Origin of the sequence: Curtobacterium sp. Curtsp57 (assembly GCF_047324335.1) — a bacterium.
Taxonomy (GTDB): domain Bacteria; phylum Actinomycetota; class Actinomycetes; order Actinomycetales; family Microbacteriaceae; genus Curtobacterium.
This window is the reverse complement of sequence record NZ_CP168511.1, coordinates 85,124-100,959: the sequence shown is the minus strand read 5'-3', so window position 1 is coordinate 100,959 and position 15,836 is coordinate 85,124. Positions and strand designations below refer to the sequence as shown.

The 15,836-nt window shown below is 70.6% G+C and carries 13 protein-coding genes; 3 read left to right on the top strand and 10 right to left on the bottom strand.

The features are described 5' to 3' along the window. Positions 1 to 155: 155 nt before the first annotated feature. Complete coding sequence (locus ACEN9V_RS00455; protein WP_413601704.1) at positions 156 to 2,156, top strand: maltotransferase domain-containing protein; 2,001 nt, start codon at positions 156 to 158, stop codon at positions 2,154 to 2,156. Beyond that, on the top strand, positions 2,153 to 4,825 hold the full coding sequence (glgB, locus tag ACEN9V_RS00450) for a 1,4-alpha-glucan branching protein GlgB (protein ID WP_413601703.1): 2,673 nt from the start codon (positions 2,153 to 2,155) through the stop codon (positions 4,823 to 4,825). The genes ACEN9V_RS00455 and glgB overlap by 4 nt, the downstream gene beginning before the upstream one ends. Before the next feature lie 80 nt (positions 4,826 to 4,905). Here glgB and ACEN9V_RS00445 read toward each other — a convergent pair whose 3' ends face one another. Both ACEN9V_RS00445 and ACEN9V_RS00440 read right to left on the bottom strand, forming a co-directional pair. After that, the gene (locus ACEN9V_RS00445) at positions 4,906 to 5,889 is read right to left on the bottom strand and encodes a tetratricopeptide repeat protein (RefSeq protein WP_413601702.1); all 984 of its coding nucleotides are present in this window, start codon (positions 5,887 to 5,889) and stop codon (positions 4,906 to 4,908) included. After that, the gene (locus ACEN9V_RS00440; protein ID WP_413601701.1) at positions 5,886 to 7,628 is read right to left on the bottom strand and encodes a hypothetical protein; all 1,743 of its coding nucleotides are present in this window, start codon (positions 7,626 to 7,628) and stop codon (positions 5,886 to 5,888) included. Before ACEN9V_RS00440 ends, ACEN9V_RS00445 begins: the two co-directional genes overlap by 4 nt. Before the next feature lie 187 nt (positions 7,629 to 7,815). On the opposite strand from ACEN9V_RS00440, the gene ACEN9V_RS00435 reads away from it, so the two are divergent. Further along, positions 7,816 to 9,627: a hypothetical protein gene (locus ACEN9V_RS00435; protein WP_413601700.1), complete on the top strand. Its 1,812-nt coding sequence runs from the start codon at positions 7,816 to 7,818 to the stop codon at positions 9,625 to 9,627. A gap of 65 nt (positions 9,628 to 9,692) precedes the next feature. On the opposite strand, the gene ACEN9V_RS00430 is transcribed toward ACEN9V_RS00435, so the two are convergent. The 8 genes from ACEN9V_RS00430 to tsf form a co-directional block, all read right to left on the bottom strand. Beyond that, complete coding sequence (locus tag ACEN9V_RS00430; protein ID WP_413601699.1) at positions 9,693 to 10,469, bottom strand: alpha/beta hydrolase; 777 nt, start codon at positions 10,467 to 10,469, stop codon at positions 9,693 to 9,695. Next, on the bottom strand, positions 10,466 to 10,774 hold the full coding sequence (locus ACEN9V_RS00425; protein ID WP_413601698.1) for a hypothetical protein: 309 nt from the start codon (positions 10,772 to 10,774) through the stop codon (positions 10,466 to 10,468). Before ACEN9V_RS00425 ends, ACEN9V_RS00430 begins: the two co-directional genes overlap by 4 nt. A 15-nt stretch (positions 10,775 to 10,789) precedes the next feature. After that, the gene (locus ACEN9V_RS00420) at positions 10,790 to 11,644 is read right to left on the bottom strand and encodes a transglycosylase SLT domain-containing protein (protein WP_413601697.1); all 855 of its coding nucleotides are present in this window, start codon (positions 11,642 to 11,644) and stop codon (positions 10,790 to 10,792) included. Between the two features lie 248 nt (positions 11,645 to 11,892). Then, on the bottom strand, positions 11,893 to 12,450 hold the full coding sequence (locus ACEN9V_RS00415; protein WP_413601696.1) for a DivIVA domain-containing protein: 558 nt from the start codon (positions 12,448 to 12,450) through the stop codon (positions 11,893 to 11,895). A 49-nt stretch (positions 12,451 to 12,499) separates the two neighbouring features. After that, on the bottom strand, positions 12,500 to 13,498 hold the full coding sequence (locus ACEN9V_RS00410; RefSeq protein WP_413601695.1) for a phosphatidate cytidylyltransferase: 999 nt from the start codon (positions 13,496 to 13,498) through the stop codon (positions 12,500 to 12,502). After that, entirely contained in the window at positions 13,498 to 14,052 is a 555-nt protein-coding gene (frr, locus tag ACEN9V_RS00405) for a ribosome recycling factor (RefSeq protein ID WP_144765499.1), read from the bottom strand. The genes ACEN9V_RS00410 and frr overlap by 1 nt, the downstream gene beginning before the upstream one ends. Positions 14,053 to 14,098: 46 nt before the next feature. Beyond that, on the bottom strand, positions 14,099 to 14,818 hold the full coding sequence (gene pyrH, locus ACEN9V_RS00400; RefSeq protein ID WP_413601694.1) for a UMP kinase: 720 nt from the start codon (positions 14,816 to 14,818) through the stop codon (positions 14,099 to 14,101). A 120-nt stretch (positions 14,819 to 14,938) separates the two neighbouring features. Further along, the gene (gene tsf / locus ACEN9V_RS00395) at positions 14,939 to 15,766 is read right to left on the bottom strand and encodes a translation elongation factor Ts (protein ID WP_281264855.1); all 828 of its coding nucleotides are present in this window, start codon (positions 15,764 to 15,766) and stop codon (positions 14,939 to 14,941) included. Positions 15,767 to 15,836: the final 70 nt, after the last annotated feature.

The following is a 15,836-nucleotide window of genomic DNA, read 5'->3' as shown; positions in this document are numbered from 1 at the left end:
CAGCCCGTGATGGGCAGGAACGGGCGCGGACGACGGACGGGAGGCTCGGTGCCGGGCCGCCACGAGCCTCCCGTCCGTCGATCGGCAGCGACGTGTTGTCCACAGTCTCCGGGTTCCGGTGAACACGGAGGGCGCCGCCGGGTAGCGTCGGTTCCGTGGCCACCGCAGACCGACCCCGGCGTCCGAAGATCGGGCGCATCCCGATCACCGATCTCGCCCCGACGACGCCGAACGGCTTCCCGGGCAAGGCATTCGACGGCGAGGTGATCACGTTCGGAGCGACCGTCTTCCGAGAAGGACACGGCGTCATCGGCGCCGACCTCGTCGTGGAGCGCCCCGACGGCGGGACCAGGACCGTCCCGTTGACCCTCGTCGCACCGGGGACCGACCGCTACGAAGCGACGGTGCAGGTCGACCACACGGGCGTGTGGGCCTGGCACGTCGAGGCGTACTCCGACGACTGGGAGACCTGGCTGCACGGAGCACGGCTGAAGATCGCGGCGGGCGTCGACACCGAAGCGACGCTGCTCGACGGTGCAGCACTGCTCGATCGGCTCGCCGCCGAGACCGACTCCCCCGCCGCTGCTCGCGCCGCTGAACGCGTCCGCGACGAGGACCTCGACCCCGCCGAACGGCTCGCAGCGGTCGACGACCCCCGCATCACCGGCGAAGTCGCCGACGCACCCCTCACATCGCTCCGGACGCACTCCCCCGTGCAGTTGCTCGACGTCGAGCGGACGCGGGCCGGGGTCGGTGCCTGGTACGAGTTCTTCCCCAGGAGCGAAGGCGCCAAGCGCAACCCGGACGGCTCCTGGAAGAGCGGCGACTTCCGCACAGCGGCCCGTCGGCTCCCCGGCGTCGCACGGATGGGCTTCGACGTCGTCTACCTCCCGCCGATCCACCCGATCGGGCACACCGCCAGGAAGGGCCCGAACAACACCCTCGACGCCGGCCCGAACGACCCGGGCAGCCCGTGGGCGATCGGCTCCGAAGACGGCGGGCACGACGCGATCCACCCCGACCTCGGGACGGAAGAGGACTTCCGCGACTTCGTCGAGACGGCGAAGAACACCGGGATGGAAGTGGCGCTCGACTTCGCACTGCAGTGCTCCCCCGACCACCCGTGGGTGACCGAACACCCGGAGTGGTTCACGGTCCGCGCCGACGGCTCGATCGCCACGGCCGAGAACCCGCCGAAGCGCTACCAGGACATCTACCCGATCCAGTTCGACACCGATCCCGAAGGACTCGTCGCCGAGGTCGAACGGGTACTCCGACACTGGATCGCGTTCGGGATCCGGATCTTCCGCGTCGACAACCCGCACACCAAGCCGCTGTGGTTCTGGGAGCGCGTCATCAGGGAGATCCGCGACGAGCACCCGGAGACGGTGTTCCTCGCCGAGGCGTTCACGCGTCCGGCGATGATGCGGGCGCTCGCCGAAGCGGGCTTCCAGCAGTCGTACACGTACTTCACGTGGCGGAACACGAAGGACGAGATCGCGGACTACTTCGACGAGCTCGCCCACGAGACGAGTGCGTACCTGCGTCCGAACCTGTTCGTGAACACGCCGGACATCCTCACCGAGTACCTGCAGTTCGGCGGCCGGGCCGGCTACAAGGTCCGTGCAGCGCTCGCCGCGACCGGGGCTCCGACGTGGGGCATGTACTCCGGCTACGAGCTCTTCGAGGACGTCGCACGTCCGGGCTCCGAGGAGAACATCGACAACGAGAAGTACGAGTACAAGCCGCGCGACTTCGCCCTGGCCGAGGCAGAGGGCGCGAGCCTGGCGCCGTACGTGACGATGCTCAACCGGTTCCGCTCGGCGCACCCGGCGCTCCGGCAGCTCCGGAACCTGCACGTGCACGACGCCGAGGACGATGCGATCGTCGTCTACTCCAAGCACCTGCCCGGTCGGTTCATCCGGTCTGGCCGCGACGACACCGTGATCGTGGTCGCCAACGTCGACCCGCACTCGGCCCGCGAGACGACCGTGCACCTCGACCTCGCCGCCCTCGGCCTCGACCCCGAGCAGTCCTTCGACGTCCGCGACGTCGTCACCGGCCAGCGCTGGGTCTGGGGCTCGTCCAACTACGTCCGCCTGGACGCGTTCCAGGAACCCGTACACCTGCTCGTCGTGGAAGGACCGCACCGATGACCACCGACCCCCAACAGCCAGACCGCAGCACCGGTCAGGACCGTGGGCAGGGGCCGAGCGTGCCGCCGGTCCAGCCGCCGCCCCCGCCCGTGCTCCCCCGTCTGATGCCCGAGGACACCCCCCGGCCGACACACCCGGCGAAGCACGTCGATCCCCCGACGGTGCGGGAGCCGACCCCTGTTCCGACGCCGCCCTCCGCACGCTTCGAGTCGCCACGGTACGAGCCGCGGAGCTCCGCACCCGGCGAGGACATGCCGGGCGCCCGACTCCCGCGACGCGAAGCACCCGACCGCGGTGTGCAGGAATCGGCGACACTGTCCGGGCACGCGGCCGACTCCGCGCACCCGCGCCACGTCACCGCGGAAGCGGTGCAGGAGCCGGCTGCCTCGAGCGTGGCGGAGACCCTGCCCGATGCGGTGTCGCAAGCCGGAGCGGACGGGACGGACGCGCCCGAGCCGAGCCGAGCCTCCAGCCCGGTGGCCGACGCCACGACCGAGCCGCACCCGGCCCCCGTCGAGGAGTGGCTGCGGACCGCCGTCGCCGAGGGGCGCTGGTCCCAGCCGCACGACGTCCTCGGCCCGCACCCCGTCGACGGCGGGACGAGCGTCCGTGTCGTCCGTCACCTCGCCCGCGCCGTCCGGCTCGTGCGACTCGAGGGCGACGACATCGAACTGACGCACGAGGGCGACGGACTCTGGGCCGGCGCCACCGCCGAACCGCTCGGGCGCTACCGGGTCGAGGCCGACTACGACTACGACGAGAGCACCGACACCGACGACACCACCTGGACGACCGACGACGCGTACCGGTTCCCGCCGACGCTCGGCGAGCTCGACCTGCACCTGTTCGGTGAGGGCCGCGACGAGCAGCTCTGGCAGCACCTCGGCGCACACGTCCGCACGATGGACGGGGTCGAGGGCGTCGCGTTCTCGGTCTGGGCGCCGCGGGCCACCGCCGTGCGGGTGATCGGGGACTTCGAGGGCTGGGAAGGGCGCACGACCGCGATGCGGCGCCTGAGCGACCTCGGCGTCTGGGAACTGTTCTGGCCGGGCGCCGTCGAGGGACAGCGGTACAAGTTCCAGATCCTGACCGACAGCGGCTGGGTGGAGCGTGCCGACCCGTTCGCGCGGCGCACCGAGGTCCCACCGCTGACCGCGTCCGTCATCACGACCTCCGACTACGAGTGGTCCGACGGCGACCGGGCATGGATGGAACACCGGGCGAAGACGACCACGCACGACCGTCCGATGAGCGTCTACGAGGTGCACCTCGGCTCGTGGCGCCCCGGGCTGAGCTACCGCGAGGTCGCCGACCAGCTCATCGGCCACGTGCAGTTCCTCGGGTTCACGCACATCGAGTTCCTGCCGCTCGCGGAACACCCGTTCGGCGGCTCGTGGGGCTACCAGGTCACCGGGTACTACGCGGCGACCTCGCGGTTCGGTTCGCCCGACGACCTCCGCTACCTCATCGACCGGCTGCACTCCGCGGGCATCGGCGTGATCATGGACTGGGTCCCAGGGCACTTCCCGAAGGACGAGTGGGCGCTCGGCAAGTTCGACGGCCACGCGCTCTTCGAGCACCCGGACCCCCGCCGCGGCGAACAGCTCGACTGGGGCACCTACGTGTTCGACTTCGGGCAGCCGCAGGTCCGCAACTTCCTCGTCGCGAACGCGCTGTACTGGCTCGAGGAGTTCCACATCGACGGCCTCCGGGTCGACGCCGTCGCATCGATCCTCTACCTCGACTACTCCCGCACGGACTGGCTGCCGAACATCCACGGCGGCCGCGAGAACCTCGAGGCGATCTCCTTCCTGCAGGAGACGAACGCCACCGCGTACAAGCGCTACCCGGGCATCGTGATGATCGCCGAGGAGAGCACCTCGTGGCCCGGCGTGACACAGCCGACGGACGCCGGCGGGCTCGGCTTCGGCCAGAAGTGGAACATGGGCTGGATGCACGACTCGCTCGAGTACGTGCAGCGCGAACCGGTGTACCGCAGCTACCACCACGATGAGCTGACGTTCTCGTTCGTGTACGCGTTCAGTGAGCAGTTCACCCTGCCGATCAGCCACGACGAGGTCGTGCACGGCAAGGGATCGCTCTACGGCAAGATGCCAGGGGACGAATGGCAGAAGCTCGCGAACGTCCGCGCCTACCTGGCGTTCATGTGGGCGCACCCCGGCAAGCAGCTGCTGTTCATGGGCCAGGAGTTCGCGCAGTCGTCCGAGTGGTCCGAGGAACGCGGGCTCGACTGGTGGCTTCTCGACGACCCCGGCCACCGAGGGGTGCAGGACCTCGTCGCGGCGCTCAACCGCGTGTACAAGGACACCCCGGCGCTGTGGACGCACGACGCCACGTCCGAGGGCTTCGAGTGGATCGAGGGCGGCGACGCCCCACACTCCACGATCGGGTTCCTACGGAAGACCGGCGACGAGCGGCTGGCGGTGTTCGTGAACTTCTCGGGCGTGCCCGTCGAGCGTCGCTTCGGGCTCCCGGCCGCCGGGCAGTGGCAGGAGGTCCTCAACACCGACGCAGCAGAGTACGGCGGCTCGGGTGTCGGGAACCTCGGTGTCGTCACCGCGGATGACACCCCGTGGGCCGGGCGCCCGGCGTCGGCGCACCTCGTGGTGCCGCCGCTCGGCGCGGTCTGGCTGAAGCTGACCCGCTGACCCACACGTCTGCATCGCGAAAGCGACAGATCCCCGCGAGATGCTCGCGGGGATCTGTCGCTTTGGCGGTCCTGATGGACTCAGTACAGCGCGCTCGCGAGGCGCCGACGCGCCGCGATGACGCGGGGGTCCTCCGCGCCGATGAGCTCGAAGTACTCGACGAGCCGGACACGCAGGGACTCACGGTCGCTGCCGAACACCGTCGGCACCAGGTCGAGCAGGCGCCCGAAGGCGTCCTCGACGTGGCCGCCGCTGATGTCGAGGTCGGCGACGGCGAGTTGCGCGCCCACGTCGGACGGCCCCGCACCCGCCGCTGACCGGATGTCGTCCGCCGTCCGGCCGTTCAACCGGTCGAGGAGCGATACCTGCGCGAGCCCGGCGACGGCCATCTGGTCGTGCGGGTCCTGCGCGATCGCGGTCTTGTACTCCTGGATCGCCGTGGCGTAGTCGCCCTGCTCGATCGCGTCGTACGCCGCCTGGTGGTGCGGCGGCAGCGGCTCCGGCTCGGGCTCGCCCTGTTCGACCGGCTCGGTGTCGGTGCCCGCGCCGTCGACCGTGACGCGACCGGAGACGCCGTTCTGCTCGGCGGCCTGGAGCACCTGCTCGTAGACGTCGCGGACCTGGGCCTCCGGCAGCGCGCCGACGAAGAGCCCGAGCGGGCGCCCGCCGATGACCGCGGCCACGGTCGGGATCGACTGCGCCTGGAACGCCTGCACGAGCTGCGGGTTCGTGTCGGCGTCCACCTTGGCCAGGACGATGCGTCCGGCGTACTCCTCGGTGAGCTGCTCGAGGATGGGCGAGAGCTGCTTGCACGGCCCGCACCACTCGGCCCAGATGTCGACGATCACGGGGACGATCGTGGACAGCTGCAGGACGTCCTGGAACGTGTCGTCGGTGACGTCGATGACGAGCGACGGGACGGTCAGGTCCGCACCGGTCTCGGAGCCGGTCCCTGGTGCGGCCGGGGCTGCCTGTTGGGCTGCCGGACGTTGGGCACGCTCGACCAGGGATGACAGGTCGACGGCTCCGCGGAGTCCGGACGGGGTCGGGGGGACGTTCGTCATTGCACCTCACTCGCTGCGGTCAGGCCCTGCGTGAACCCGAGCAGGACTATCTTGTCGTCCGACCCGACGGCCGGCACGGAGAAGAGCAGCTGGACGCCGTACGTGGCGCTGATGCCCTTCTTGCTGGAGTCGACCCCGGACAGGGCCTTCACCGCGCCCTCGGTGTTGACCTCGGCGCCGTCGGCGGTCGGGGTGACCTTCTCGATCTCGTTCAGGTTCACGGACACGAGCGCACCCGCCCCGTTCGTCGCCAGGGCGATGGCGGAGCCGTCCGGGGACTCGGACGAGTACTCGATCTTCGCGGTGTCCGGCAGGGAGGCGGACTTCTTGTCCTTGTAGTCCTTGCCGATCTTGCCGCGCAGGTCGTCGCCGTCCGACTGGAAGAGGTCGGCGTACTTGCTGTCCGCGTCCTTCGAGAGGATGTCGCCGTACGCCGGCCCCACCGCGTCCGGGGCGAGCGCGAGGAGCTTCGAGTCGGACGCGAGCTGTGCGGTGCCGATCGAGACCGGGGCGACCGACGGGAGCTTGGCGTCGGCTTCGAGCGACACGTCGTACGCGACCTTGTAGTCGTCGCGTGCGGACTCCTGCACGAGCGTCAGGGCCTGCGGCGCCGTCTTCTGGTCGTCCGGGTCGGAGGCGACCACGAACACCGTGCGCGGCCAGGTGTCGGTCTGCTGCGGGAGCGACACCGAGATGTCCGCGGCCGAGATCGCCGGCGGGGCCTGCACGTCCTGGTCCTTGTCGCGGATCTGGTAGTTGGCCTTGCGGAGCTCGAGCGCCGGTCCGGTGAACCGGGTCGCGGCGAGGTCGGCGTCCTTGTCGGCGTCGGCCTTCGTCGCGACCTCTGCGATCCGACCGACGATCCGGTTGATCTGCTGCCGGGTCGCGGCGGTCGGCTCGGCCTGTTCGGCGGCACCGGTGGCCGACGCCGTCGGGGTGGCGGTCGCCGTCGCGTCTCCACCGCCCTGCGGCCAGTACTCCGAGGAGCACCCGGCGAGTGCGAGCGTGCCCACGAGCACGACCGGCACAGCGATCATCGAGCGGCGGCCTCGGCGCGACCGAGCCGGGACCTGGGCCCCCGCCGCCGCTGCGCGACGCGAGGCGCGCACGCGCGGCGGCCGGGTCCCACCGCTGCGACGCCGCGGACCACGGGAACGCCGCTGGTGGAGGAACGCCCAGACGAGCAGGACGATCCCACCGAGCACGAACACGCCACCGGCCACCATGAGCGGTCCGACCGAGGGGGTCGCGGTGTCACGCGGCCAGGTCACGGAGACGTCGGAGGGAGCGGCGGACTTGCCGTCGCCGACGAGGACCACGGAGACGTCCTGCGGCAGTCGCACGGTGAACTGCCCGGCGCCGTCGTACTCCTGGTACCAGAGGTCGCTGCCCTTCGGGTCGGGAACGGAGTCGTCGCTGCCCGTCGTCTTCGCGACGAGACGCTCGCCCTCCGCGTCGTAGCGGAGCGTGTTGTGCTTGGCGTCGCCCACCCACGCGTCGACGTCGGAGGTCTTGCCGTAGGCGGCGAATACGGTCCCCGAGCCGGTGACGTTGATGCGCTGGTAGCCCGGGTTCGCGTTGAGCGTGGAGCCGGGGATGACGGTGACGGGCGCCGTGGTCATCGACGACGCCTGCGCCACGGTGGAGGACGGTGGCGCGAAGACGGTGCGTTGGGCGACGCCCAGACCGACGAGCAGCAGCCCGATCACGAAACTGACGATCGCCAGGACGAATCGCACGGATCTCTCTCCCTCCGCGCCGGGGTGGGGGGAATCGGCGCGCGAATCAACGGCCCAGGATACGCGAGAGAGGCTGGAGAGCGCATCCCTGCTCGCTGTCCACCGGCTCAGACGGGGCCCGTGCCGCACCACTACACTCGACGCGCGGGCGGTACGGCGCCGTCCGGAGGACCAGCAGGAGCGACACGTGGCGAACGACGAGGCAGAGTTCGGGACCGAGATGCGGGGGTACCGCAAGGACGACGTGGACCGCGCTCTGAACGACCTCCGCCGCGAGCTCATCAAGTCGAACAACGACCGCGCGGAGGCCGCGAAGGAGATCCGGCTCCTGCAGTCCCGCCTCTCCGACATGCAGGCGGAACTCGACGAAGCGGGCACCCCGACGTACAGCGGACTCGGCACGCGCCTGGAGTCCACGCTCCGGGTCGCCGAGGAGCAGTCCACCCGCTTGATCAGTCAGGCGGACATCGACGCGCAGCGCCTGCGGGCGTCCAGCCGCGCCGAGGCCGAGCGCACCGTCCGCGAAGCCCAGGAAGAGGCGCGCGACACCCTCGAGGACGCCAGGACCCGCGCCACGAACGAACTCGCCCGAGCGCGCGCCGAGGCCGCCGACACCGTCGAGCGCGCCCGCGCCGAAGCCGGGATGCTCACGCAGGACGCCAGGAACGAGTCAGCGGCGATCCGCGGTGCCGCGGTGACCGAGGCCGCGGAGACCCGTTCGATCGCGATCCGGGAGACGAACGCGCTCCGCGCGGGTGTCGAGCACGAGGTCGCCGAACTCCGGGAACTCGCACAGCGCGAGTCCGCCGACGCCCGGAGCGCAGCGGCCGAACTGGACCGCGAGACCGAACACCGCCGCAGCGTCTTCGAGGCCGACCACACCCGACGCATCGAGGACCTCGACCGCGAGGAGCGCACCCGCCGCGACGCCCTCGAGCGCGAGATCGCCGACGGTCGGGCCGCGTGGGAGCACGAGCACGGCGAACGCTCCCGTGCGCTCGAGCTCGAGATCGCAACGGGTCGCGCCGACCTCGCCGCCGAGGTGGACGGCCGCCGCGACGAACTCGAGTCGGAGCTCGCCGACCGCCGCCGGACCCTCGACGAGGAGCTCGCCGCCGGCCGGGCCGAGTGGGATCGAGAACTGGCGTCGGCCCGCGCGGCCCTCGAGCAGGAGCTGGAAGCGGCTCGTGCACAGCTGCGCGTCGACCAGGAGCACACCGCTGCCGAGAACGAGCGGCTCGTGCAGGAGACCGCCGACCGCATCGCGCGCGAGACCGAGGAGCACCGCGGACGCATCGAGCGGGAGCGCGCCGAGGCCACCGCGACCGCGGAGCGGCTCGCCCAAGAGCACGCCGCCGAGCTCGCCGCACGCCGTGAGCGCGAGCACGGCGAGATCGACACCGAGATCGCCGAGCGCCGCAGTGCCGAGTTGGACGCGCTCGAAGCCGAGCGCACCGCACTCCGGCAGGAGATCGACACCGCACGCGCCGGCCTCGCGAAGGAGCGCGACGAGGTCAGGGCCGAGATCGCCCGCGAGCGCGACGAGGCCCGGACGACCCTCGAGTCCGAGCTCGCAGCCCGCCGCGACGACGCCGAGCAGGACTACCTCCAGAAGCACCACGAGACCGTCACCGAGACGCAGAAGTACCTCGACGAGGCGAACCTCCAGCTCGCGGAGGCCACGCGCCGCGCGACCGAGGCGCGCGAGCGTGCCGAGCGGCTGCAGCAAGAGGCCAACGACCTCGAGCGCACCAGCACATCCGACGCCGAGGAACGTGCCCGCACCGTCCTCGCCGAGGCCCAGGAGCGTGCGCACCGCCTCGTGGCCGAGGCCGAGGAACGCTCGGCCGCACAGATCGCCGAGGCGGAGGACCGCCTCGCCGCGATCCGCACCGAGCGCGAAGCGGTCGCCGGCTACCTCGAGAACCTCCGTGGCGTGCTGTCGCACGCCGCCGGCGTCGTCGAGTCCCCGGCCGACGCGGACGCCACCGACTCCTGAACCGGCCCGGACTGGAGGCCCTGCACCGGGCCTCCTGTCCGGTCACCGCCGACAGGCGGTCGGTCTCAGTGCGTGACGTGCGTCGGCAGCGGCGCGCTTCCCGGCACCACCAGGTCCGCGATCGCGTCCAGCACGATCCGCACGTACCGCTCCCCCACCCAGAGGTGCTTCGCGCCCGCCACCGGGACGACGCGGACGTTCGGCGCGACGGCGAAACGCCGCTCGGCCGCTTCCGGCTGCAGGAAGTCGTCGTGTTCCGGGACCAGGGCGACGACCGGCACGGCGACGTCGGCCCATCGTGCGAGCTCGTCGTCGCTCGTGCGGTGGAGCGGCGGTGAGAGCAGGACCACGCCAGCGACCGTGCCGGCATCGACGTGCTCGAGCGCGTGCTTGAGGATCACCTCGGTCCCGAAGGACCACCCCACCAGCCACGGGGTGGGCAGGCCTCGTGCGGCGACGTCGGCGACCGCCGCGCGCAGGTCGAAGCCCTCGGAGACACCGTCGCCGAACGTGCCCTCCGACGTCCCGCGGGGAGAGGTCACCGAGCGGAAGTTGAACCGCAACACCGCGATGTCCGCGAGCTCCGGCAACCGGGCAGCGGCCTTCTTCAGGACGTGCGAGTCCATGAACCCGTGCGCGGTCGGCAGCGGGTGCAGCGTGACGATCGTGCCGCGCGCCGGACGACCCTGCGGCTCTGCGAGCTCCCCGACGAGGGTGAGGTGGTCATCGGTGACGAGCTCGATGTCGGTCCGCACGGCTGGGAGCACCGTGCCGGATCGGATCTCGGTGTCCTCGGTGTCGGGTGCGTCCTCGGTGCCGGGTGCGTCCGCGGCGTCGCTCATGCCGTCCTCCAGCAGTGGTTGTGCCAGTGCCGACGCGAGGCGAGGTCCGCTGCGTCGCCGAGGACGCCGTCGGCGCGCCACACCACCACGTGTGCGACGCCGGGCTCGATGGTCAAGCCGCACCCGGGGCACAGGTAGTCCTTCTGTGCGGACGCTGCCGAGATCGGCTGGACGGCGTACGCACGCCCACGACGGACCTCGGTCCGCTTCCACCCGCTCATCAGGCGATCGAGGCCGACCGACTCCTCGACCTCGTCGGGGCGACGGTCACCACGAGGGCGCCGCGGCCGGTTGCTGCGCGGCACCTGCGGGACCGCCGATCAGTACCAGTTGAAGGACTGGCTGTGACCCCACGCACCGCACGGCGTGCCGTAGACACCGGAGATGTAGTTGAGGCCCCACGTGATCTGCGTCGCGGGGTTGGTCTGCCAGTCGGCGCCGGCCGAGGCCATCTTGCTGCCGGGGAGCGCCTGCGGGATGCCGTAGGCACCGCTCGGGTTGTAGGCGTTCACGCGCCAGCCCGACTCCTTGTTCCAGAGGGAGACGAGGCAGTTGTACTGATCGGTGCCCCACCCGCGGGCGGAGACGAGCTCGAGCGCGATGGCCTGCGCGCTGCCCGGGTCAGGGGTCGCGGCGACGGCGGCGATGCTGTTCGACGGGGTGACGGCCTTCTTCGCGGTCGACGTCGCAGCCGTGTCGTCGGTCTCGGTCACCGGCGGGGTGACGACCTTCGGCGCGGGCTTCGTCACTTCGTAGCCGTCACGGGAGACCTCGAACGAGCCGTACGTGCCGTGAGCCGTGTACACCTGCGGGGCCGGGGCCTTCGTCAGCACCGGCGTCGAGACCGCAGCCTGGGCGACGTCGGCCTGCAGCGGGTTGAAGAGCGAGCCGCCGGCGAGGAACGCCACGGCGAAGAAGGACAGCGCCGGGATCGTCGAGCGACGGCGCATGAAGCCGTTGAGCGTCGTGTCGGCGGTCTTGGCCGTCGACGACGACGGTGCGAGCCCTGGGCGGCGCTGCGCGGTCGTCGCGCGCCGCTGCTTGACGATGCGCGGGTCCGACGGCGTGGACGGAACTGCCGCTGCGTGCGCGACGGCCTGTGTGGCATCGCTGACGCGGTTCTCCGCGACCGACTTGGGAGCGATCACCGGCTGGGTGACCGCGGCCTCGGCCATCGGGTTCGCCGCTGCCCGATTCGGGGCTGCCCGATTCGCTGCTGCCGGGTTCGCCAGTGGAACCGGAGTCTCCGCGGTGCGGATTCGGTTCAGTGCCGCGCGGCGTTCGCTGACCACGGGGTGGTCGTGCTGCTGCCGGGTTGCGCGGTCGGATCGAATGTCTGCCGTGTGCCTGCCCATGAGTCCGACCAGGATAACGGAACGATCACGGAAAGCGAAGCACCTGTGCCCCGCGCGTCGGCCTTCGGCTAGCGGACGGCCAGCATGACCTCGACGACCGCGTCGAGCAGCGCGTCGACCTGGGCCTCGCGGTAGCCGCCGTGCTTCGGGCGGAACACGATCGACCGCACCTCGGTGAGGCTGAGCGGCTTGCCCTCTCGGAAGTACCCGCCGAGGCGCTTCGCGAACGCGTCGACGTCCTTCGGGTGGTAGCCGGTCGACAGGACGTTCACGCGGTGGAAGCGCTGCCCGTCCGGGCGGTCCAGCCGCTCGACGACGTCGGATGCCTTCGTGCGGGCCTCGGCGTACCAGGTCTTCTGCCCGACGTCGGCGATCTCACGCTCACGCTCCCGGGAGGCGAACGCGTCCTCGAGTCGTTCGAGTGCGGCGTCCACGTGCTGCGTCGAGTACCCGCCCTTCTTCATCGAGAAGGCCGTCGCGCGGATCTTGGCCGCCTCGATGCCTGGTGCGCTGTCGTTCGCCGTGTAGGCGCGACGCGCGTCCTCGAGGAAACGCTCGACTTCGTCGATGTCGTAGCCGAGGACCGAGCGGGGGGCTGTCGGGAACGTCGTGGGCACGGGCGACATTCTGCCAGTCCCCTCCCCTGGTGGAAGCTGGACGCGCGGACCGGGTCCCTCAGTGGTTGACGATCAGGTACAGGACGTAGGCGACGGCGGCGGACGGCAGGATGCTGTCGATGCGGTCGAGGAGTCCACCGTGACCTGGCAGGAACGACGAGATGTCCTTGATGCCGAGGTCGCGCTTGATCATCGACTCGGTCAGGTCGCCGAGCGTGGCCGATCCCGAGATCAGCACGCCGAGGACGATGCCCGCCCACCACGGGAGCCCGAGCATGAGCCACGACACGAGGATGCCGACCAGGATGCTCGCAGCGACGGAGCCGGCGAAGCCCTCCCACGTCTTCTTCGGGCTGATCCGTGGCGCCATCGGGTGCTTGCCGAGGTTCAGCCCGGTCGCGTAGGCGCCCGTGTCGACCGCGACGACGACCAGGATGAACCCGACGACCCACAGCGGCCCGCCGTCCTGCGCGGACAGCAGCACCACGCAGGCGCCGAGCAGGGTGACGTACGCCTGGACGAACAGCCCGTTCGTCAGGTCGCGGAACACGTTCGCCGCCGACGGGCGGTCGCGACTGACCGCGACCTCGATCAGGCGCCAGACGGTGATCAGGACGATGCCGCCGAGGATCGTGAAGAGCGCCTCGACCTGACCGCCGAGGAACGCCGCGGGCACCATCGCGATCGCGGTCGCGACACTCGGGATGCGTGGTACGTCTCGGCCGGCGAAACGCATGGCGCTCGCGAGTTCCCAGACGCCGAACCCGATGAGGAACGCCGCCACCACCATGAATGCGGGCAGCCAGATCAGGAGCGAGCCGAGCATGACCACGGCGAAGGCGAGGGCGATCGCGATGGCTGCGGGGAGGTTCCTGCCGGTCCGCGCGGTCAGTGCCTCGTTGCGGGCGTCGAAGGACGCACGGCGTTGGCGGATCTGCGCCTCGAAGTCCGACCGCGCGGCGCGGGCCCTGGCATCGAAGTCGTGCCTGAGCCCCTTCGCCGGCGGCCGTGGGTCATCTGCTGTCGGGCGGTCGACGCCCTCGTCTCGACGCGGCATCAGACCTCGAGGAGTTCGGCTTCCTTCTTCTTCAGCGCGTCGTCGATCTGGTCGACGTGCTTCTTCGTGAGGACCTCGAGGTCCTTGTCACCGCGGGCGATCTCGTCGTCCGAGATCTCGCCCTTCAGTGCGTCGAGGTCGTCCTTCGCCTTGCGGCGGATGTTCCGGATGACGACCTTGTGGTCCTCGCCCTTCCCGCGGACGAGCTTCACGAACTCCTTGCGGCGGTCCTGGGTGAGCTCCGGGATCGTCACGCGGACGATCTCACCGTCGTTCGTCGGGCTGGCGCCGAGGTTCGGGAACGTCGCGATCGCGCGTTCGATCTCCTTGAGCGCCGACTTGTCGTACGGCGTGACGATGAGCGTGCGCGCTTCCGGCGTCTGCAGGGACGCCAGCTGCGCGAGCGGCGTCGGCGACCCGTAGTAGTCCACCGGGATCTTCTGGAAGAGCGCGGCGTTGATGCGGCCGGTGCGGACGGTTGCGAAGTCGTCCTTGGCGACGTCGACCGCCTTCGCCATCTTCTCGGTGGCCTCGGTCATGACATCACTGATCACGGTGGTTCTCCTTCGGTACGTCGTCGAGTCTAGTCAGCCGTGCAGGTCAGTTGCTGACCACCGTGCCGATGCGTTCACCCCGGATCGCGGCCTGGATGTTGCCACCCGGCTCCATCCCGAACACGTGCATCGGCATGCCGTTGTCCATGCAGAGGGAGAACGCGGTGGCGTCGACGACCTTGAGGCCCTTCAGCAGTGCGTCCTGGTACGTGACGTGGTGGAGCTTCTCGGCCGTCGGGTCCTTCTTCGGGTCGGCCGAGTAGACGCCGTCGACGCCGTTCTTCGCGACCAGGACCTCTTCGGCGCCGATCTCGAGCGCGCGCTGGGCAGCCACGGTGTCGGTGGAGAAGTAGGGCAGGCCGGCACCCGCACCGAAGATGACGACGCGGCCCTTCTCGAGGTGTCGCTCGGCGCGCCGCGGGATGTACGGCTCGGCGACCTGGGTCATGCTGATCGCGGACTGCACCCGCGTCGCGGCACCGGCCTGCTCGAGGAAGTCCTGGAGCGCGAGCGCGTTCATCACGGTCCCGAGCATGCCCATGTAGTCCGCGCGGCCGCGGTCCATCCCGCGCTGCGAGAGCTCCGCGCCGCGGAAGAAGTTGCCACCGCCGACCACGATCGCCACCTCGACCTCTCGGGCCGCGATCGCGATCTCCTTCGCGATGCTGCTGATCACGTCCGGGTTGACCCCCAGGGAGCCGGCGCCGAACGCCTCTCCGGAGAGCTTCAGCAGGACCCGTCGTCGTCCGGTCTTCTCGTCGGTCATGTGCTCGCACCCTTCGTTGAGGAGTCTCGTGGGAATCTACTAGCGCCCGTGCGGTCGTGCTGCGGCGGGCGCGAAAACGGGGCCAGGAACCGAATGGTTCCTGACCCCGTCACGGGTTCGTTACGCGCCGACCTTGACGCGGGCGAAGCCCTGGATCGTGATGCCGGCGTTCTCGGCGGCCTTCGCGACGGAGATCTTGTTGTCCTTCGCGTAGTCCTGGTCGAGGAGCGCGATGCCCTTGATGAAGGCGTTGACGCGACCCTCGACGATCTTCGGGAGCGCAGCCTCCGGCTTGCCCTCCTCGCGGGTGATCGCCTCGACGGTGGCGCGCTCCTTCTCGATCGCCTCGGCCGGGACCTCGTCGCGCGTGAGGTACGACGGGTTGGCGAACGCGACGTGCTGCGCGATGGAGCGGGCCTCGGCGGCGTTGTCACCGTCGTAGGCGACGACCACGGCGATCTGCGGGGGCAGGTCCTGGCTCGTCTTGTGCAGGTAGATCTCGAAGTTCGAGCCCTCGACACGGCGGACCGTGCGGACCTCGAGCTTCTCGCCGAGCGCGGCGGCGCTCTCGTTGACGACCTCGAGCACCGTCTTGCCGTCGAGGGGGGCCTCGTTGGCGGCGGCGACGTCGGCGGCACCCGCAGCGGCGACCGCGGCGAGGACCTTGTCGGCGAGGGTGGTGAACTTCTCGTTCTTCGCGACGAAGTCGGTCTCGGAGGCGAGCTCGACGACGGTGGCCGCGCCGTTCTCGGCGGTCGCGACGACGACGCCCTCGGAGGTCGCACGGTCATCGCGCTTGGCGACGGCCTTCGCACCCTTGATGCGGAGCAGCTCGACGGCCTTGTCGTAGTCGCCGTCGGCCTCGACGAGCGCGTTCTTCGCGTCCATCATGCCGGCCCCGAGGTCCTCGCGGAGCTTCTTCACGTCCTGAGCGGTGAAGTTTGCCATTCGAATGGCGTCCTTTCTGGACTATGCGTGTGTGGAGAGCGGAGTCGAGGGCGCCGAGCCGTGTGGCCCG